16 protein-coding genes are annotated in these 17,616 nt (G+C 62.3%); 8 read left to right on the top strand and 8 right to left on the bottom strand.

Annotated elements, in window-relative coordinates; all coding sequences use genetic code 11:
- Nucleotides 1–255: 255 nt before the first annotated feature.
- Together ACMGGG_RS18425 and pcaR are read right to left on the bottom strand one after the other, a co-directional pair.
- Nucleotides 256–1,602, bottom strand: a complete 1,347-nt coding sequence (locus ACMGGG_RS18425; protein ID WP_063545964.1) for an MFS transporter — start codon at nt 1,600–1,602, stop codon at nt 256–258.
- Between the two features lie 303 nt (nt 1,603–1,905).
- Nucleotides 1,906–2,775 (bottom strand): pca regulon transcriptional regulator PcaR, encoded by an 870-nt coding sequence (pcaR, locus tag ACMGGG_RS18430; RefSeq protein ID WP_054893786.1) that lies wholly within the window; start codon nt 2,773–2,775, stop codon nt 1,906–1,908.
- Between the two features lie 415 nt (nt 2,776–3,190).
- On the opposite strand from pcaR, the gene ACMGGG_RS18435 reads away from it, so the two are divergent.
- Both ACMGGG_RS18435 and ACMGGG_RS18440 read left to right on the top strand, forming a co-directional pair.
- Nucleotides 3,191–3,391 (top strand): hypothetical protein, encoded by a 201-nt coding sequence (locus ACMGGG_RS18435; RefSeq protein WP_081255307.1) that lies wholly within the window; start codon nt 3,191–3,193, stop codon nt 3,389–3,391.
- 315 nt (nt 3,392–3,706) lie between these two features.
- On the top strand, nt 3,707–5,179 hold the full coding sequence (locus tag ACMGGG_RS18440; RefSeq protein WP_054893788.1) for an inorganic phosphate transporter: 1,473 nt from the start codon (nt 3,707–3,709) through the stop codon (nt 5,177–5,179).
- A 58-nt stretch (nt 5,180–5,237) separates the two neighbouring features.
- On the opposite strand, the gene ACMGGG_RS18445 is transcribed toward ACMGGG_RS18440, so the two are convergent.
- Nucleotides 5,238–6,713, bottom strand: coding sequence for a helicase HerA-like domain-containing protein (locus tag ACMGGG_RS18445; RefSeq protein WP_063545965.1), 1,476 nt, complete (start codon nt 6,711–6,713; stop codon nt 5,238–5,240).
- Nucleotides 6,714–6,881: 168 nt separating this feature from the next.
- Here ACMGGG_RS18445 and ACMGGG_RS18450 point away from each other — a divergent pair, with 168 nt between their 5' ends.
- From ACMGGG_RS18450 to ACMGGG_RS18465, 4 genes are all read left to right on the top strand, one after another.
- Complete coding sequence (locus ACMGGG_RS18450; protein WP_414154183.1) at nt 6,882–8,756, top strand: methyl-accepting chemotaxis protein; 1,875 nt, start codon at nt 6,882–6,884, stop codon at nt 8,754–8,756.
- Between the two features lie 192 nt (nt 8,757–8,948).
- On the top strand, nt 8,949–10,070 hold the full coding sequence (locus tag ACMGGG_RS18455) for a glycosyltransferase family 4 protein (protein WP_054893791.1): 1,122 nt from the start codon (nt 8,949–8,951) through the stop codon (nt 10,068–10,070).
- Nucleotides 10,063–10,827, top strand: a complete 765-nt coding sequence (locus tag ACMGGG_RS18460) for a DUF2334 domain-containing protein (RefSeq protein WP_125931517.1) — start codon at nt 10,063–10,065, stop codon at nt 10,825–10,827. Before ACMGGG_RS18455 ends, ACMGGG_RS18460 begins: the two co-directional genes overlap by 8 nt.
- The gene (locus ACMGGG_RS18465; RefSeq protein ID WP_414154184.1) at nt 10,824–11,816 is read left to right on the top strand and encodes a lysylphosphatidylglycerol synthase transmembrane domain-containing protein; all 993 of its coding nucleotides are present in this window, start codon (nt 10,824–10,826) and stop codon (nt 11,814–11,816) included. Before ACMGGG_RS18460 ends, ACMGGG_RS18465 begins: the two co-directional genes overlap by 4 nt.
- On the opposite strand, the gene ACMGGG_RS18470 is transcribed toward ACMGGG_RS18465, so the two are convergent.
- Together ACMGGG_RS18470 and purU are read right to left on the bottom strand one after the other, a co-directional pair.
- Nucleotides 11,722–11,955, bottom strand: a complete 234-nt coding sequence (locus ACMGGG_RS18470) for a hypothetical protein (RefSeq protein WP_081255308.1) — start codon at nt 11,953–11,955, stop codon at nt 11,722–11,724. The two genes, ACMGGG_RS18465 and ACMGGG_RS18470, sit on opposite strands and share 95 nt — an antisense overlap.
- Nucleotides 11,956–11,970: 15 nt before the next feature.
- The gene (purU, locus tag ACMGGG_RS18475; protein WP_112899054.1) at nt 11,971–12,822 is read right to left on the bottom strand and encodes a formyltetrahydrofolate deformylase; all 852 of its coding nucleotides are present in this window, start codon (nt 12,820–12,822) and stop codon (nt 11,971–11,973) included.
- A 293-nt stretch (nt 12,823–13,115) separates the two neighbouring features.
- Here purU and mvaT point away from each other — a divergent pair, with 293 nt between their 5' ends.
- The gene (gene mvaT / locus ACMGGG_RS18480; RefSeq protein WP_063545971.1) at nt 13,116–13,493 is read left to right on the top strand and encodes a histone-like nucleoid-structuring protein MvaT; all 378 of its coding nucleotides are present in this window, start codon (nt 13,116–13,118) and stop codon (nt 13,491–13,493) included.
- A 55-nt stretch (nt 13,494–13,548) separates the two neighbouring features.
- Here mvaT and sbcB read toward each other — a convergent pair whose 3' ends face one another.
- The 3 genes from sbcB to ACMGGG_RS18495 form a co-directional block, all read right to left on the bottom strand.
- Nucleotides 13,549–14,985, bottom strand: a complete 1,437-nt coding sequence (sbcB, locus tag ACMGGG_RS18485; protein WP_063545972.1) for an exodeoxyribonuclease I — start codon at nt 14,983–14,985, stop codon at nt 13,549–13,551.
- Nucleotides 14,986–15,034: 49 nt separating this feature from the next.
- Nucleotides 15,035–15,394: a PilZ domain-containing protein gene (locus tag ACMGGG_RS18490; RefSeq protein WP_054893797.1), complete on the bottom strand. Its 360-nt coding sequence runs from the start codon at nt 15,392–15,394 to the stop codon at nt 15,035–15,037.
- Nucleotides 15,395–15,508: 114 nt separating this feature from the next.
- A complete protein-coding gene (locus ACMGGG_RS18495) occupies nt 15,509–15,892 on the bottom strand; it encodes a hypothetical protein (RefSeq protein WP_054893798.1) in 384 nt (127 codons plus the stop codon).
- A 238-nt stretch (nt 15,893–16,130) separates the two neighbouring features.
- On the opposite strand from ACMGGG_RS18495, the gene pyk reads away from it, so the two are divergent.
- The gene (gene pyk / locus ACMGGG_RS18500; protein ID WP_414154185.1) at nt 16,131–17,585 is read left to right on the top strand and encodes a pyruvate kinase; all 1,455 of its coding nucleotides are present in this window, start codon (nt 16,131–16,133) and stop codon (nt 17,583–17,585) included.
- Nucleotides 17,586–17,616 lie beyond the last annotated feature (31 nt).

The raw sequence follows: 17,616 nt of genomic DNA on the forward strand, positions 1-17,616 counted from the left end.
GAGTCGGGTTTGAGTGCAGCGTCGCTGCGATGGGCTCAGATTAAGGAGACCCGGGGTGGGGAAACAATCCGATAATCGACCTTTTGTGCGGTTATCGAACGGTTTGAATACGTTACCGATGATGACGGGTGGCGACCTTTTCGCGGGCAAGCCCGCTCCCACAAGGGAGTAACTGTCTTGCTCAAAATCTAAAGGCCAGCCCAATCCCTGTGGGAGCGGGCTTGCCCGCGAAAAGGCCACTCCCCCAATGCCTGATCAGGTGGCGTCAGCGTGACTCACCAAGCCTTTGACGATAACCCCGACGGTCGCCAGCGCCGCCGGCACCAGGAGCGCGGTCAGCACCTGCTCGAAGGTCCAGCCCAGCCCCAGCAGCGTCGCACCGCTCCAGGCTCCGAGAATCGCGCCGAAACGGCCAATGCCCAGCATCCACGACACCCCCGTGGCACGCCCCTGGGTCGGATAGAAGCGCGCTGCCAGCGACGGCATCGCCGACTGTGCTCCGTTCACGCACATCCCCGCGACCAGCACCAGAATGGCGAGCAACGTGATGTTGCCCAGGCTTTGACCCACCGCGTAGGCAAACACCCCGGCCAGCAGGTAGAAAATGCCGATGACCTTGTGCGGATTGAAGCGGTCCATCGCCCAGCCCACCGCCACGGCACTGAGTACGCCGCCGAACTGGAACAGCGCACCGATGAAGGCTGCTGTTTCAAGGCTGGCGCCACTGTCGCGCATCAGCGTCGGCAGCCAACTGGTCAGCAGGTAGACGATCACCAGGCCCATGAAGTAGGTCAGCCATAGCAGCACCGTGCCCAGGCCATAAGTGCCAGAGAAAATGACCGCGAAGACGTTGCGCGCAGCCACGGCCTTCTGCTCCGGTACGCTGAAGCTCGCGGCCTGGGCAACCACGGCCGGAGCGATCGGGGCAAGCGTCTTGCGCACCTTGTCCGTGCCGCGATTGCGCACCACCAGAAAACGCGCCGACTCCGGCAACCACACCAGCAGCACCACCGCCAGCAGCAACGGCAGCACACCGCCCAGCACCAGCAGACTGTGCCAGCCGTAGGCTGGGATCAGCTTGGCAGAGATGAAGCCACCACCGGCCATGCCCAGGTTGAAGCCGCAGAACATGCTGGTCACCAGCAGCGACTTCAAGCGCTCCGGGGTGTATTCGGACAGCAGGGTCGTGGCATTGGGCATGCCAGCGCCCAGGCCAAGGCCTGTCAGGAAACGCAGCACCAGCAGTTGATCGACATTGCTGGCGTACGCCGAGGCCAGGCTGAAACCGCCGAACACCAGTACCGCGCCGACCAGCACGCCCTTGCGACCGAAGCGGTCTGCCAGCGGCCCGGAACCCAGTGCACCGAAGACCATGCCAATCAGTGCGGCGCTCATTACCGGGCCCAGGCTGGCACGGTCGATCCCCCACTCCTGGGACAGCGCCGGAGCGATGAACCCCATCGCTGCGGTGTCCAGGCCATCGAGGAAGACAATCAGGAAGCACAGGATCACCACCCGCCATTGATAGCGGGACAGCGGCTGGTCGTTGATGAACGACTGTACATCGAGGCAGTTGCCGACAGCAGTTTGCGGTTTGTTCATTGTTGTTATCCAGAAGATGGGCGCAGGTACACCGCTGCGACCAATAAGGCGCAGGGCTAAAGAAACCGGTACGGGCGTTGAAATCAGCTGGGTAACGATGCAACTGCGCAAGGCAGCGAGGGGACAGTGGTCATGGGCTTGTCTCGTGTTGTTATTGTCCGGTCGGCAGCGCCGACCGTTGCGAGAAACATTAATCAGCACCTGCGGCGGGCGCAATTCACGAGGAACGACATTGTGCGTTTATCGCACAAGAATAGTTCTACCGGTTGTCCACCTATTGCGGCGGCGCGCCATCCCAGACGCTCAACCGAACAACTGATGGCAAAGATCGCGGCTGGCCGACAACAGTATGGGCAAGAAGCGCTGTTCCAGTTCGTTGCGCGTCACCCGTCCGACGTGGGTGCTGACATTCAGTGCTGCCAGCACTTGCCCTGAAGCGTCATAGATCGGCACGGCGATCGAGCGCAACCCCTGCTCCAGCTCCTGGTCGACCACACACCAGCCCTGGGCGCGCACCTGTTGGATACAGGCGAACAGCGACTCGGGATCATGCAAGGTGCGGCTGGTTCGAGCCTTGAGATCGGCGCGCTCGAAGTACTCGCGCAGGCTGGTGTCGTCCAGTGCCGCCAGGAGGATTCGGCCCATGGAGGTGCAATAGGCCGGTAGGCGGCCACCCACCGACAGGTCGACCGAAATCAGACGCTCCACCGTCGCCGAGCGGGCGATGTAGAGAATGTCGTCGCCTTCGAGGGTCGCCATGTTCGCCGCTTCGTGCAGTTGCTCGCTGATACGGTCCAGATACGGCTGGGCCGAGACGGCCAGCGGCGTCGAGGAGAGGTAGGCATGCCCCAGCGTCAGCACCTTGGGCAGCAACGAATAGGTACGTCCGTCGGAAGTGGCGTAACCGAGTTTGATCAAGGTGTGCAGACAACGACGCACTGCGGCGCGGGGGATTTCCGTGCGGTGGCTGATCTGGGCAATGGTCAGGTGGCGCTTGCGCTCCTGGAAGGCCTGGATCACCGCCAGCCCCCGGGCCAGAGAGGTCATGAAGTCGGGGTCGCCGGTGAACGCCTGAATGCGCTTGGCCGGCGATGCGACGATCGGCGGTGCCAGGGAAGGCGAGACGGCACGCTGCGGATCGCTGGGCGTGGAAGCGTTGGTTTCATCGTTCATCGGCAGACCTCAAAAAAAACGGCGCTTCGTGCGATTATCGAACAAGCGGCCGATAATCGCAATTGACCGCCGACACGTTTGCTTATACCTTTCTCATGCCCTTGTGGCTTCTTTGGAGAGACTGGTCAGGTACCCACCGTAGAAGACTAAAGGCAGCGGCCTCGCTTACCAGCGAGGCCGTTTTCATTTCTGCACTGTTTATCCGAACTTTACTCGGTACGTCGCCTCCAACTTCCCAAGTACAACGGGTCAACTTCCCACTGCACAATCAGGCTCGAGTAAAGGCCGTGGCCATTGGTGATTCGACGGTTATAATTCGGCGCTCGGGTCTGTATGCACGCTGGGAAATGGATCCACGCGCATCGCGTGTTACAGCCCCGTACCGAGAACCTCTTCAATTTATCAGGTCGATACTGTGACGAAAGATGAACTGCGCGCCGAACTCGAGCGCCAGGCAGAACGTTACAAGGATGTTTATGGTGGTGAAGTCACCACTTATGCTGCCCAACCGGAACCGGAACGCAAACCCTGGCGCAAACGTGCCAGCCTCCTTGACCAAGCCTTCTCCGAGGAACTGGAGAAGATGGAAAAGGAACGGCGCCCCGAAGAGCCTTGAGCTCAGGGCGTGATCGCAATGCGCCATGGCGCTGAACGCCATGGCGCCGTGCGCTTTTTCTGCAATCGACGATGATGAAATGGAATTACACAAATTTCATACAATCGTTTGAATCCTGCGAAGCCCTTCAATTGATCGCGTATTCGCTGCATTTCAACGAAATTAACGGTTTTTTATTCGTCGATTTCGCTTTGCTTCCTACCGTCGAACCGGCATGGCGGCTTTAGAAAAGCTGCCATCTGTCTGTCACGGGTGCATCGATTGCCATGGTTTTCTGGCATAATCCGGCCCCCCTACGACCGCCAGAAAACCTTCATGATCGATTTATTCAGCGGACTGGATGCCTGGGTAGCCGTGAGCCTGGTGCTCGCCCTCACCTTCGTGCTCGCATTCGAGTTCATCAATGGCTTTCATGACACCGCCAACGCGGTAGCCACCGTCATCTATACCAAAGCCATGCCGCCGCACCTGGCCGTGTTCTTCTCGGGTGTGTTCAACTTCCTCGGGGTTCTGCTCGGCGGTGTCGGGGTGGCCTATGCCATCGTGCACCTGCTGCCGGTCGAGCTGCTGATCAACGTGAACACCGGGCATGGCCTGGCCATGGTCTTCTCCCTGCTCGCCGCCGCCATCACCTGGAACCTGGGAACCTGGTATTTCGGTATCCCGGCGTCCAGCTCGCACACCCTGATCGGCTCGATTCTCGGGGTTGGCCTGGCCAACGCACTGCTCAGCGACATCCCGCTGGGTGACGGCGTGAACTGGCAGAAAGCGATCGACATCGCCATGTCGCTGGTGGTCTCGCCCATGGCCGGCTTCGCCGTTGCCGCACTGGTGCTGATTGGCCTGAAATGGTGGCGCCCGCTGTCGAAGATGCACAAGACCCCGGACCAGCGCCGCAAGCTCGACGACAAGAAGCACCCACCCTTCTGGAACCGCCTGGTGCTGGTGATCTCGGCCATGGGCGTGAGCTTCGTGCACGGCTCCAACGACGGCCAGAAAGGCATTGGCCTGATCATGCTGGTGCTGATCGGTATCGTCCCGGCCAAGTTCGTTCTCGACCTGAACAGCACCACCTACCAGATCGAGCGCACCCGCGACGCCACCCTGCACATGAGCCAGTTCTACCAGCGCAATGCCGCCACGCTTGGCGAGTTCCTGGCGTTGGGCAAGGCCAAGTCGAACGACCTGCCGGAGCAGTTCAGTTGCAACCCGCAACAGACCGAGCCAACCATTGCCGCGCTGCAGACCTCGCTCCAGGGCGTGACCGACTACCGTGACCTGAACGCCGAACAGCGTGTGGAAGTCCGTCGCTACCTGCTGTGCCTGGACGACACCGCGAAAAAGGTCGGAAAACTGCCAGGACTGGATAGCCGCGAGAAGGCCGACCTGGAAAAACTGCGCAAGGACCTCACCGCAACCACCGAATACGCCCCGTTCTGGGTGATCGTCGCCGTCGCCCTGGCCTTGGGCCTGGGCACCATGGTCGGCTGGAAGCGTGTGGTACTGACCGTTGGCGAGAAGATCGGCAAGCAGGGTATGACCTACGCCCAGGGCATGTCGGCACAGATCACCGCAGCTTGCGCCATCGGTATGGCCAACGTGTTCAGCCTGCCGGTCTCGACCACCCACGTACTGTCATCGGGTGTTGCCGGGACCATGGTCGCCAACAAGAGCGGCCTGCAAGGCGGCACGGTGAAAACCATCCTGCTGGCCTGGGTACTGACCCTGCCAGCCTCGATGGGCCTGGCGGCCGGCCTGTTCTGGCTCGCCTCCAAAGCGATCGGCTGACACCTGCAGCATTGAAAAAGGCGCCCGCGACGGCGCCTTTTTCATGCCCTGGGAAAACTCAGCGCTTCTTGCCTCCCAGCAAAGATCCCATCAAGCCCCGCACCAGTTGCCTGCCCAACTGGTTGGCGGCCTGGCGCACCGCCGACTTGATCGCCTGCCCTGCCGCACTCTGCAAGAATTCACCCGCCTTGTCGGCCAGGCTGTCTGCGTCAGCCTTGGGCTGAGGCGCCGGTTCCACCGGCTCGCCCTTGCGCTGGGTCAGCAGTTCATAGGCCGACTCACGGTCGATCGGCTTGTCATAACGCCCTGCCAGGGGCGACTGCGCGATCAGTGCACTGCGCTCCGCCGGGGTGAGCGGGCCGATCCGCGATTGCGGCGGCGCCACCAGCACGCGCTGGACGACCTCAGGTGTCCCCTTGTCCTGCAAAGTACCCACCAGCGCCTCGCCGATCCCCAGTTCGGTGAGCACCGTCAGGGTATCGAAGGCAGGATTGGGACGAAAACCGTCGGCCACGGCCCTGAGCGACTTCTGCTCCTTGGCAGTGAAGGCCCGCAGCCCATGCTGGATGCGCAAGCCCAACTGTGCCAGCACGGCATCGGGCAGGTCGCCCGGGGACTGGGTGACGAAGTACACCCCCACGCCCTTGGAACGGATCAACCTCACCACTTGCTCCAGACGATCCTGCAGGGCCTTGGGGGTCCCGTTGAACAGCAGGTGCGCTTCGTCGAAAAACAGCGCAAGCACCGGCTTGTCGGCGTCGCCGCGCTCCGGCAGTTGCTCGAACAGCTCGGCCAGCAGCCACAGGAGGAAGGTCGCATAGACCTTTGGCGCCTCGTGCACCAGGCGGCTGGCGTCAAGCAGGTGGATGCGCCCGCGGCCATCGCTATCGACCCGCAGCAGATCCTCCAGTTGCAGCGCCGGCTCACCGAACAACGCCTCGGCCCCCTGCTGTTCCAGCGTGGCCAGGCGCCGCTGCAAGGCTTGGGTCGAAGCGGTGGTCATCAGCGCGCTGTCCTCGCCCAGCAGCTGTGGGTTGTCCTTCAGATGGCCAAGCAGCGCCTTGAGGTCTTTCAGGTCGAGCAGCAACAGTCCCTCGCGGTCGGCAACCTTGAACGCCGCATAGAGCGCCGCCTGCTGGCTGTCGGTCAGTTCAAGCAGGTTGCCCAGCAGCAACGGGCCCATTTCGCTGAGGGTAGTGCGCAACGGATGACCACTCTGCCCGGCGATGTCCCACAGGCTCACCGGGTAGGCCTTGGGCTGGTGGGCGAGCCACGGCATCCCGGCAATGCGTTCGGCCACCTTGCCCTGGGGCGAACCCGCCGCCCCCAGGCCACACAGGTCTCCTTTCACGTCTGCCGCGAACACCGCCACACCCGCGTCGCTGAACACCTCGGCCAGACGCTGCAGGGTCACGGTCTTGCCGGTGCCGGTCGCTCCGGCGACCAGTCCATGGCGGTTGGCCAAGCGCATGGCCTGGCCGACTGGCAAGCCGTCTAGACCGGCACCTACAACGATTTGCGAAGAATCCGACATCTTATTTCATCCTCTTCTCAAGCTTTGCCTAAAAGCGGCCGATATGCAGAGGCGATATTGACCCGAAATACAGGACACAACCCACCAAGGCTCACCGGATTGTTGCACTGTTTTCTGCTGTGCTTCGTGCGAGCGACCCGATAAAACCTTAGCGGACCCGACGACGTCATGAACAAAAGCCTTCGTTTCAGCCACAAGATTCTCTTGGCGGCCTCTCTGATCGTGATACTGGCCTTTGCGCTGTTCACGTTGTACAACGACTATCTCCAGCGTAATGCCATTCGCGCCAATCTGGAGAGTTACCTGGCAGAAATGGGCCAGTCCACGTCCACCACGATCCGCAACCTGTTCGAAGGGCGGATCCGGCTGGTGGAAAACCTTGCGCAGAATATCGCCCAGCATCCGGCCGATGCCGAAACCCTGATGGGGCAACAGGCGCTGATCTCCAGTTTCCTCACGGTCTACCTGGGCAAGGTCGACGGCAGCTTCAGCGTGCGCCCCGACAGCAAGATGCCCGACGGCTACGACCCGCGCGTACGCCCCTGGTACAAGGATGGCATGGCCGCCAGCGGCCCTCTCCTCACCGAACCCTACATCGACATGACCACCAACAAGATGGTCATGGGCATCCTCGACAAGGTTTCCAGCGATGTCGGCGTGGTCGGCGGCGACCTGGCGCTGGACGGCCTGGTACAGATCATCAACTCGTTGAACTTCGGCGGCATGGGCTACGCGTTCCTGGTTAACGACCAGGGCAAGATCCTGGTGCACCCGGACAACGCCCTGGTGATGAAATCGCTGTCGGAGGCCTTCCCACAGAACACCCCGAAACTGTCCCGCGAGTTGACCGAAGTGCAGGTCGACGGCCAGGCGCGCCTGCTCACCTTCACGCCCATCCAGGGCCTGCCTTCGGCCAACTGGTACATCGGCCTGTCGGTGGACAAGGACAAAGCCTTCAGCATGCTCAGCACCTTCCGTAACTCGGCGGTGATAGCCACGCTGGTGGCGGTGGTCATCATCATCGCCCTGCTCGGCCTGCTGATCCGCGTGCTGATGCAACCGCTGCACACCATGACCCGTGCCATGGAGGACATCGCCGAAGGTGAAGGCGACCTGACCAAGCGCCTGAACATCCATAACCATGACGAGTTCGGTGTGCTCGGCAGCGCATTCAACCGCTTCGTCGAACGGGTGCACAGCTCGATTCGCGAAGTCTCCTCGGCCACCGAGCAGGTCAACGAAGTGGCGCTGCGGGTGGTCAGCGCCTCCAACTCCTCGATGCTCAACTCGGACGAGCAGGCCAACCGCACCAACAGCGTCGCCGCCGCCATCAACGAGCTGGGCGCCGCGGCTCAGGAAATCGCCGGCAATGCCGCACAAGCCTCGCAACATGCCAGCTCTGCCCGATTGCTCGCCGAAGAAGGGCAGCAGGTGGTCGAGCACAATATCCAGGCGATGAACCGCCTGTCGGCGCTGATCGTCAGTTCCAGCGCGCATATCGAGGCCCTCAACGACAAGACCGTCAACATCGGCCAGATCCTCGAGGTCATCACCAGCATCTCCCAACAGACCAACCTGCTGGCGCTGAACGCGGCCATCGAGGCCGCCCGTGCCGGTGAGGCCGGCCGCGGCTTCGCGGTGGTGGCCGACGAGGTGCGCAACCTCGCCCACCGTACCCAGGAATCGGCGCAGCAGGTCCAGGGGATGATCGAGGAGTTGCAGGTCGGCGCCCGCACCTCGGTCGAGACCATGGACCAGAGTCAACGCCACAGCCAGGACGGCGTGCAGATCGCCAACCAGGCCGGCGAGCGCTTGAGCAGTGTGACCCAGCGCATTGGCGAGATCGACGGCATGAACCAGTCGGTGGCCACCGCCACCGAGGAACAGACCTCGGTGGTGGAGTCGATCAACATGGACATCAACGAGATCAACACGCTCAACCAGGAGGGCGTGGAAAACCTGCAGGCCACCCTGCGCGCCTGCTCCGATCTGGAACAGCAGGCCGCACGCCTCAAGCAACTGGTGGGCAGTTTCCGTATCTGACGCCTCAGGGCTGTGCAGCACCTGTGGGAGCGGTGGGGCATCCCGACTCGCCCGCTCCCGCAGCGGGCAAGCCAGGATGCCCCGCCGCCCAATCCCGATCGAACAAACTATCCTTCATAAAGGTCAACCTTTAGGCGCGTCACCGTCGGTCTGTTACCGCCGGATGACAGACCCGAAGACGATCCCGGAGGGATGCTGATCGTGCACATCGCTGACATCACCATGTTCTACGCCCCGGCCAGCGGTGGTGTACGGACCTATCTTGATGCCAAACACCATCGCCTCGACGCCATGCCCGGCGTACGCCACAGTCTGCTGATCCCCGGTCCCAGCGCCCGTGATGCCAATGGCATCTACCAGGTGCCCGCGCCGCCCCTGCCGTTCGGCAAGGGCTACCGTTTTCCGGTACGCCTGACGCCCTGGTGCAACGTGCTGCGCCGCCTCAAGCCTGACCTGATCGAGGTCGGCGATCCCTACCTCACCGCCTGGGCCGCCCTTGAGGCGCGACGCAAGCTGGACGTGCCGGTGATCGGCTTCTATCACTCCGACCTGCCATTGCTGGTCAGCAACCGCATGGGCAACTGGTTCACCCCCAATGTCGAAGCCTATGTCAGCAAGCTCTACGGCAATTTCGATCGGGTGCTGGCGCCGAGCCAGGTGATGGCCGACAAACTGCGCCGTCTTGGCGTGCGGGATGTGCATGTACAGCCCCTGGGGGTCGACCTGAATACCTTCCACCCCGACAGGCGGGATCCGCACCTGCGGGCCCAACTCGGCCTTCCCGACACTACTCGTCTGCTCGTCTTCGCCGGTCGCGGCTCGCGGGAGAAAAACCTGCCAGTGCTGCTCGAGTGCATGGGCCACCTGGGTCGCCATTACCACCTGTTGCTGGTCGGCTCGAACATGCCGGCCAACGTGCCGGACAACGTCAGCGTGATCGACCACTTCTGCCCCGCCGATGAAGTGGCCCGCCTGCTCGCCAGTGCCGACCTGTTGCTGCACGCCGGCGACCAGGAAACCTTTGGCCTGGTGATACTCGAGGCCATGGCCAGCGCCACACCGGTAGTCGCCGTGCGCGCCGGGGCTTTCGGCGAGATCGTCAACGACCAGTGCGGGCGCCTGTGCCAGGCCAACGACAGCCAGGCAATGGCCGGGGCAGTGCGCGAAATCTTCGAAGCCGGCGTGCGCCCCCTCGGCGCCCAGGCCCGTCGCCATGTGGAGCAGCATTACTCATGGGATAGCGTGGTCGATGGCCTGCTGCTGCACTACCAGGCCGTGCTTGGCCTGTCGCCACAGGTACGCGCCCATGCGTGAAGCGCCCGCCGATTCGCGTAGCCTGATGCTGGTGCTGCACGATGTCGCGCCCGAAACCTGGCCCGACTACCGCCCCTTCGTCGAAGCCGTCGATGCAATGGGCGACGTGCCCATGACCTGGCTGGTGGTCCCGGACTTCCACCACCGCAACGCATTGGCCCGTTCCCCCGACTTCTGCCGCCTGCTCGATCGGCGCCTGGCGCGCGGCGACGAATTGGCGCTGCACGGTTTCTACCACGCCGACGATGGCCCTGCCCCACGCGGGCCTGCCGAGTACTTCATGCGCCGGATCTACACCCATGAGGGCGAGTTCTATGCGCTGGAGCAGCGCGAAGCCCTGCAACGTCTGGAGGCAGGCCTGGCCCTGTTCGCCAGCCAGGGCTGGCCGGTCGCAGGCTTCGTCGCGCCCGCCTGGCTGATGAGCGAAGGCACCCGCCAGGCCCTGCGCCGCCTGCCGCTGCGCTACACCAGCACACCGCAGCACCTTTATCGGCTGCCGGACTTCACCGCGATCGAAGCTCCTGGGCTGGTCTGGAGCGCCCGCAGTGCATGGCGCCGCGGTATGTCACGGATGCTCTGTGACTGGCAGGCCCGACGCTGGCGCCAGGCCGAAACCTTGCGCCTGGGCCTGCATCCGGTGGATATGCGCCACGCCAGCGCACGCAACTATTGGTTGCGCACCCTGCGTGAATTGATCGAGCAAGGGCGTGAGCCTCTGACCAAGTCCGCCTGGCTGGAGCGCAGGACCTGCCCATGAACCGCCTCGCCTGGCTGGGGCTGGCATTGGTGCTCGCCGTGCTGGTGCCGGGTTTGCTCGGCGGCAGCCAACTCTTGCCGCGCCTGCAGACGTTCGACCCGGGGCTGATGGCAACGCTGCTAGGCATGATCCTGCTGTGCTGGATCATCAACGCCGTGCGCCTGCGCTTGCTGCTCGGCCAGCAGGGCGCGCAACTGGGCAGAGTACGCAGCCTGGGTGTGGTGATGGCGACCGAATTCGCCATCTGCACTACGCCCGGCGGTAGCGGAGGCCCTTTGACCCTGATGACACTGCTGGCCCGCGAACGCATTGGCCCCGCCCGCAGTGGCGCAGTGTTCGCCATGGATCAGTTGAACGACCTGCTGTTCTTCTTCTGCGCCATGCTGGCCATCGCCGGCTACGCCCTGTTCCACAGCCTGGGCCGCAGCCAGGAAAGCATGTTGCTGGGCAGTGCTGCCTTGCTGTGTGGCGTGCTGGCGGCAATCGTCCTGCTGCTGCGCTGCCGTCGTGGCGTGATGCGCTGGAACGGCCGTCTGCTGCAACGCCTGGGTTTGTCGAAAAGCCGTCGTCGGCGCTGGGCACGTAGGCTGCTGCGCTTCATCCGGGCACTGGCCGAAACCTGGCGCCTGCCCAAGCGCACGCTGGCGCTGGTATTCGCCCTCACCTGCGCGCACTGGAGCTTGCGCTACAGCGTGCTGTATCTGGTATTGAGGGGGCTGGGGGTGGAGCTGTCGTGGATACCGAGCTTCCTGGTGCAGATGCTCTCGCTCAGTGCCGGCCAATTCAGCCTGCTGCCAGGCGGTGCAGGGGCCGCCGAGCTGACGTCGGCGACCCTGCTGTCGCCACTGGTGGGCAGCTCGACAGCGGCGGCGGCGATCCTGATCTGGCGCGCCGTCACTTATTACTTCTATCTGCTCGCCGGGGGGCCGGTGTTCGTCTGCCTGCTGGCGCGCCCGTTGCTGGAGCGCTGGCGGCGTCAGGCGGGTTGAGTTGCTCCCAGAGCTCGGCGGCACCTTCGAACTCGGTACCGTCTTCGTCGCTCAACGCCTCGGGATCGTAGCGCGCCAGGCAGCCTTCACCGAGTGTCGGCGGAGGCTGGGCGCCAGCCTTGTCACGCGGATCGGCCATCTGGGCGGGCTCCGGTCAGTCGAAGACCACGGTCTTGTTGCCGTGAACCAGCACGCGGTCTTCCAGGTGGTAGCGCAAACCGCGCGCCAGCACCATTTTCTCCACATCACGACCGAAGCGAACCATATCCTCGATGCTGTCGGCATGGTTCACACGCACCACGTCCTGCTCGATGATGGGACCTGCGTCCAGCTCTTCGGTGACATAGTGGCAAGTGGCACCGATCAGCTTCACACCGCGCAGTGCAGCCTGGTGGTAGGGCTTGGCGCCGACGAACGATGGCAGGAAGCTGTGGTGGATGTTGATCACACGCCCCGCGTAGTCCTGGCACAACTGTGGCGGCAGGATCTGCATGTAGCGCGCCAGTACAACCACATCAGCACCATGCTCGGCAACCAGGCGCGAAACTTCGGCGAAGGCCGGGGCCTTGTCCTTGGGATCGACCGGCACGTGGAAAAACGGAATACCGTGCCACTCGACCATGCTGCGCAGGTCGTTGTGGTTGGAGATCACGCACGGGATATCGCAGTCCAATTCATCGGTGTGCCAGCGGTGCAGCAGGTCGGCCAGGCAGTGCGACTCGCGACTGGCCATCAGCACCACGCGCTTCTTCTGCGCCGAATCGGTGATATTCCAGCTCATCGAGAACTCTTCGGCGATCGGCGTAAAGGCCTCGCGGAAGGCCTCGATACCGAATGGCAGCGATTCGGCGCGGATTTCATGGCGCATGAAGAACCACCCGCTCTGCTCGTCGGAATGGTGGCTGGCTTCGTTGATCCAGCCGTTGTACAAGGCCAGGAAGTTACTGACTTTTGCCACGATGCCGACACGGTCGGGGCAGGCAATCGTCAGACGATAGGTGCGCATGGATCAGACTCCGGAAAACTTCGCAAAGGCGCACATTCTAGCCATCTGCCGTGAAAAAGGCAGTAACCATTGGCCTGTGTGGCGGCTCAATGCCGACCAGGCCCCTCCGCGGGCTGGCGCATGAGGTGAGAAGATACGCATAACGCAATATGTAAATTTTTCTTTACCGACGCATTCTTATTGTTGCGTCACAATGATTCGACATTTGACACCCTTATTAATTGTTTACTTGCGGGTATCGCCTGTCTATTATTGGCCCACTGTCTCTCTGTACATTCACCAAGGAACACTCCATGTCCCTGATCAACGAATACCGCGCCACCGAAGAAGCTATCAAGGAACTTCAAGCTCGCCTCGCCAACCTGTCGCAAGATGACAAGCTGAAGAAAGAGCTGGAATTCGAAGGCAAACTGCGCGCACTGATGGGCGAATACTCCAAGTCGCTGCGTGACGTGATTGCCCTGCTCGACCCGGAATCCAAACTGAGCAAGGCCCCGCGTGGCGCTGCCAAGACCACCAGCACCAAACGTGCTCGCAAGGTCAAGCAATACAAAAACCCGCACAACGGTGAAGTGATTGAAACCAAAGGCGGCAACCACAAGACCCTGAAAGAATGGAAAGCCAAGTGGGGTGGTGACGTGGTTGAAAGCTGGGCAACCCTGCTGGACTGATCCAGACAATTGCGTATGGCTTCAAAAAACGCCGGCTCATCGCCGGCGTTTTTATTTATTCTGCCAACCCATAATGCATTCGCAGTTTCCCGGCATGCGCCAGCCAGGCCTCCAGCACCTGCCGCCCGGCATCGTCCGCATTGGCCAGACTCGCCTGCGCCGCCTGCTCGAAATCGCCCAGGGTGTTGGGCGCGCCCAGCTGCGGATCGCTCAGGCGCTGCTGGCAAAAGCGATGCCAGCGTTGTTGCTCCTGTTCGTTCAGCGTGTCGATAAAGTTGCGCGCTCGATAACGGAACAATAGCTCGGGCATGCGCGCATCATCGAACATCCAGTGCCCCTGCCCCAACTGTCGCGGCTCGCTCAAACGAACTTGCTCGCACAGGCGACGATCACGATCCCCGAGAAATCCCTCGTACAACTGTTGCTCAGGATCTTCGCTGGGTGAGAATTCATCAGCGCTGTAGACGTTCTCCAGCTTGTCCCGCCACGCGTCATGCTGCTGCATCAATTGTTCGGCGCGAGACTGAACAAGCGACATATCAAGACCCAGTCGCTGTTGATCGACCGGGCGCAATACGTTCAATGGCGCCACCACCGGGCACTTGTTGATGTGCACCAACTTCAGCGGAACCGGCAATTCGCCGTCAGCCAACTCCTCGCGCCGCGTGTACAAACGCGAACGCAATACCTCGGCACTTTCCCTTATTAAAGGCAAGGTTTCCATGTGCAGGTCGCACACAATCAGTGCATTGCGATTACGCGGGTGCCAGGCCAAGGGTAATACCACCCCCAGGTAACTACGTTCGCTGGAAAAGCGCCCGGAAATATGCACCAGCGGCTGGAGCAGACGAATCTGCTCCATGACTTTGTGCTTGCTACGCAACTGGAACAACCAGTCATAAAGTTTGGGCTGGCGTTGGCGAATCAGACGAGCCAACGCGATGGTGGCCCGGACATCGGACAGGGCCTCGTGGGCATGACCGTGGTCGATGCCGTTGGCCTTGCTCAGCAACTCCAGGCGCAGGCTGGTGCGTCCGTCCTGCTGCGGCCAGACGATACCCTCCGGGCGCAGGGCATAAGCGGTACGCACTACATCGATCAAGTCCCAGCGGCTGTTGCCACCCTGCCACTCACGGGCGTAGGGGTCGAAGAAGTTGCGGTAGAGGCTGTAGCGAGTGACTTCATCATCGAAGCGCAAGGTGTTGTAGCCTGCGCCACAGGTGCCGGGGCGCGACAACTGTTCATGCACCCTGGTCATGAACTCCGCTTCCCCCAAGCCTTTGGCGATCAGTTGTTCAGGGGTGATACCGGTGACCAGGCAGGCGGCGGGGTGCGGCAGGATGTCGTCGGAGGGGCGGCAATACAGGTTGACCGGTTCGTCGATCTCGTTGAGCTCGAAATCGGTGCGTACGCCTGCAACCTGCAGCGGTCGGTCGCAGCGCGGATTGATACCGGTGGTTTCGTAGTCGTGCCAGAAGATGCTGGAACTCACGGTGTCGTCCTGTACAAAGTTCGCGGACGAGTCTACCGGAGGAACGCCTTCAGGCCGACTCGTTCATCGGCCTGAAACTGAAGAAGTCGCGCAGTGAGCGCACGAACTCCTCGTACTCGCGCGGCGCCTGTAGCAGCATGAAGCCGGCATCGTAATGCCCCGGGGTCTGGTCCTCGCGGCTCCACAGGCAACTGGCGGTAAGATTGATGAACTGATGGCCACCGCCTGCCAGCGGCACACGCAACTGCAGCTCGAAATCCGGGCCGACCATGATCGGGAGCTGGCTGATCACCATGACCCCATCCTCGGAGGCATTCCCCAGGTAACCAATCTCCTGATCGGTCAACCGGTTGAAGACCTTGAGCACGTAAGGCAGTTGATGACGATCGATCTGACGTTCGATGAACATGATTCTCCGTACCCTATGCCAGGAAGACCAGGTACTGGCGGTGAGCGTTACACCTACTTTACAGCCTAGCTTAGCCTGAGCGGCGGCCCCGATGAAATCATTGTCACCTTGGTATTAACGCAAAGGGGTAGTCGGCGCAGGGCGGGTCACCGCAGGCTCACCACGCAGATGGCCAAGCTGCTCCAGGGTCTGCAGGCGCGCTTGGGCACGGTAGGCATACTCGTTCTGCGGGTAGCGCTGGATCAGGAACTGGTAGGTCTGCGCTGCATCGACATAGAGTTTCTGCCGCTCCAGGCACTGGCCACGCAGCATCGCCACTTCCGGATGGATGAACGGGCGAGCACGGCTGGTGCGATCGACCTGCGACAGCTCCAGCATCACGCGCTGGCAATCGCCACGATCGTAGGCACGGTAGGCGTTGTTCAGGTGATGGTCCATGGACCAACGGGTGCAGCCGACGACACTGGCCGCCATGGTTAACACGATCAGGGCTCGCATGGGAATTCTCCTTTGATGGGCAGTATATCGGCCTGCGCCCCGATTTCTTCAGCGCGCCGATGCACGCTTCATCCCGCAGACGCCCGGCGGCAAGCGTCTACCTGTAACCTGCTGCTTGTAGGGTGCTGCCGACGGTGCAACCGCCCTCTCGCCAACCTGCAAGGTAGTGCAACGGAACAATGACTACAGCTCAATTGAGGAGTAGCCTTTCGCTGCGCTTCACTATAGGAGTCTGTGCATGACCATCCGCCGTACCAAAATCGTCGCCACCCTGGGCCCCGCCAGCAACTCGCCGGAAGTGATCGAACAACTGATCCTCGCCGGCCTGGACGTGGCACGTCTGAACTTTTCCCACGGCACTCCGGACGAGCACAAGGCCCGCGCTCGCCTGATCCGCGACATCGCCGCCAAGAACGGCCGCCACGTCGCACTGCTGGGCGACCTGCAAGGTCCGAAGATCCGTATCGCCAAGTTCAGCAACAAGCGCATCGAACTGAAGATCGGTGACAAGTTCACCTTCTCCACCGCCCACCCGCTCACCGAAGGCAACCAGGATATCGTCGGCATCGACTACCCCGACCTGGTCAAGGACTGCGGTGTAGGTGACGAGCTGCTGCTCGACGACGGTCGCGTGGTCATGCGCGTCGAAACCGCTACTGCCGACGCGCTGCATTGCGTGGTGATCGTCGGTGGCCCACTGTCCGACCACAAGGGCATCAACCGTAAGGGTGGCGGCCTGACTGCACCGGCCCTGACCGAAAAAGACAAGGCCGACATCAAACTGGCCGCGGAAATGGACCTGGACTACCTGGCCGTCTCCTTCCCGCGTGACGCCAAGGACATGGAATACGCACGCAAGCTGCGTGACGAAGCCGGCGGCAGCGCCTGGCTGGTGGCCAAGATCGAGCGTGCCGAAGCCGTTGCCGACGACGAAACCCTCGACGGCCTGATCGCTGCTTCCGACGCGGTGATGGTTGCCCGTGGCGACCTCGGCGTGGAAATCGGCGACGCCGAGCTGATCGGCATCCAGAAGAAGATCATCCAGCACGCGCGCCGCAACAACAAAGCGGTGATCGTAGCGACCCAGATGATGGAGTCGATGATCCAGAACCCGATGCCGACCCGCGCCGAAGTATCCGACGTGGCCAACGCCGTGCTGGACAACACCGATGCGGTGATGCTGTCGGCCGAAAGCGCCGCCGGCTCGTACCCGATCGAAGCGGTGCAGGCCATGGCGCGCATCTGCCTGGGCGCCGAGAAGCACCCGACCAACCAGAAGTCCAGCCACCGCCTGCACACCACCTTCGAGCGCTGCGACGAGAGCATTGCCCTGGCGGCGATGTACACCGCCAACCACTTCCCTGGCGTGAAGGCGATCATCGCCCTGACCGAAAGCGGCTACACCCCGCTGATCATGTCGCGCCTGCGCTCGCATGTGCCGGTCTTCGCCATGTCGCCACACCGCGCAACCCAGGCCCGCGTTTCGATGTTCCGCGGCGTCTACCCGATCGCCTTCGATCCGGCTTCGCTGCCGGCCGACAAGGTCAGCCAGGCGGCTGTCGACGAGCTGCTCAAGCGTGGGCTGGTCGCACAGGGTGACTGGGTGATCCTGACCAAGGGCGACAGCTACCACACCATCGGTGGCACCAACGGCATGAAGATCCTGCACGTCGGTGATCCGCTGGTTGGTTGATGCCCAAGCCGTGGCAACGGCCTGAGGCGCC

The sequence above is a fragment of the Pseudomonas sp. BNK-44-b genome, from assembly GCF_047456245.1.
In the GTDB taxonomy this organism is placed as follows: domain Bacteria; phylum Pseudomonadota; class Gammaproteobacteria; order Pseudomonadales; family Pseudomonadaceae; genus Aquipseudomonas; species Aquipseudomonas machongensis.

Bases quoted from the DNA above. Each gene is read 5' to 3' on its own strand.
- ACMGGG_RS18425 (WP_063545964.1), bottom strand. From the start codon at position 1,602: ATGAACAAACCGCAAACTGCTGTCGGCAACTGCCTCGATGTACAGTCG.
- pcaR (WP_054893786.1), bottom strand. From the start codon at position 2,775: ATGAACGATGAAACCAACGCTTCCACGCCCAGCGATCCGCAGCGTGCC.
- ACMGGG_RS18440 (WP_054893788.1), top strand. From the start codon at position 3,707: ATGATCGATTTATTCAGCGGACTGGATGCCTGGGTAGCCGTGAGCCTG.
- ACMGGG_RS18445 (WP_063545965.1), bottom strand. From the start codon at position 6,713: ATGTCGGATTCTTCGCAAATCGTTGTAGGTGCCGGTCTAGACGGCTTG.
- ACMGGG_RS18450 (WP_414154183.1), top strand. From the start codon at position 6,882: ATGAACAAAAGCCTTCGTTTCAGCCACAAGATTCTCTTGGCGGCCTCT.
- ACMGGG_RS18455 (WP_054893791.1), top strand. From the start codon at position 8,949: ATGCTGATCGTGCACATCGCTGACATCACCATGTTCTACGCCCCGGCC.
- ACMGGG_RS18460 (WP_125931517.1), top strand. From the start codon at position 10,063: ATGCGTGAAGCGCCCGCCGATTCGCGTAGCCTGATGCTGGTGCTGCAC.
- ACMGGG_RS18465 (WP_414154184.1), top strand. From the start codon at position 10,824: ATGAACCGCCTCGCCTGGCTGGGGCTGGCATTGGTGCTCGCCGTGCTG.
- ACMGGG_RS18470 (WP_081255308.1), bottom strand. From the start codon at position 11,955: ATGGCCGATCCGCGTGACAAGGCTGGCGCCCAGCCTCCGCCGACACTC.
- purU (WP_112899054.1), bottom strand. From the start codon at position 12,822: ATGCGCACCTATCGTCTGACGATTGCCTGCCCCGACCGTGTCGGCATC.
- mvaT (WP_063545971.1), top strand. From the start codon at position 13,116: ATGTCCCTGATCAACGAATACCGCGCCACCGAAGAAGCTATCAAGGAA.
- ACMGGG_RS18490 (WP_054893797.1), bottom strand. From the start codon at position 15,394: ATGTTCATCGAACGTCAGATCGATCGTCATCAACTGCCTTACGTGCTC.
- ACMGGG_RS18495 (WP_054893798.1), bottom strand. From the start codon at position 15,892: ATGCGAGCCCTGATCGTGTTAACCATGGCGGCCAGTGTCGTCGGCTGC.
- pyk (WP_414154185.1), top strand. From the start codon at position 16,131: ATGACCATCCGCCGTACCAAAATCGTCGCCACCCTGGGCCCCGCCAGC.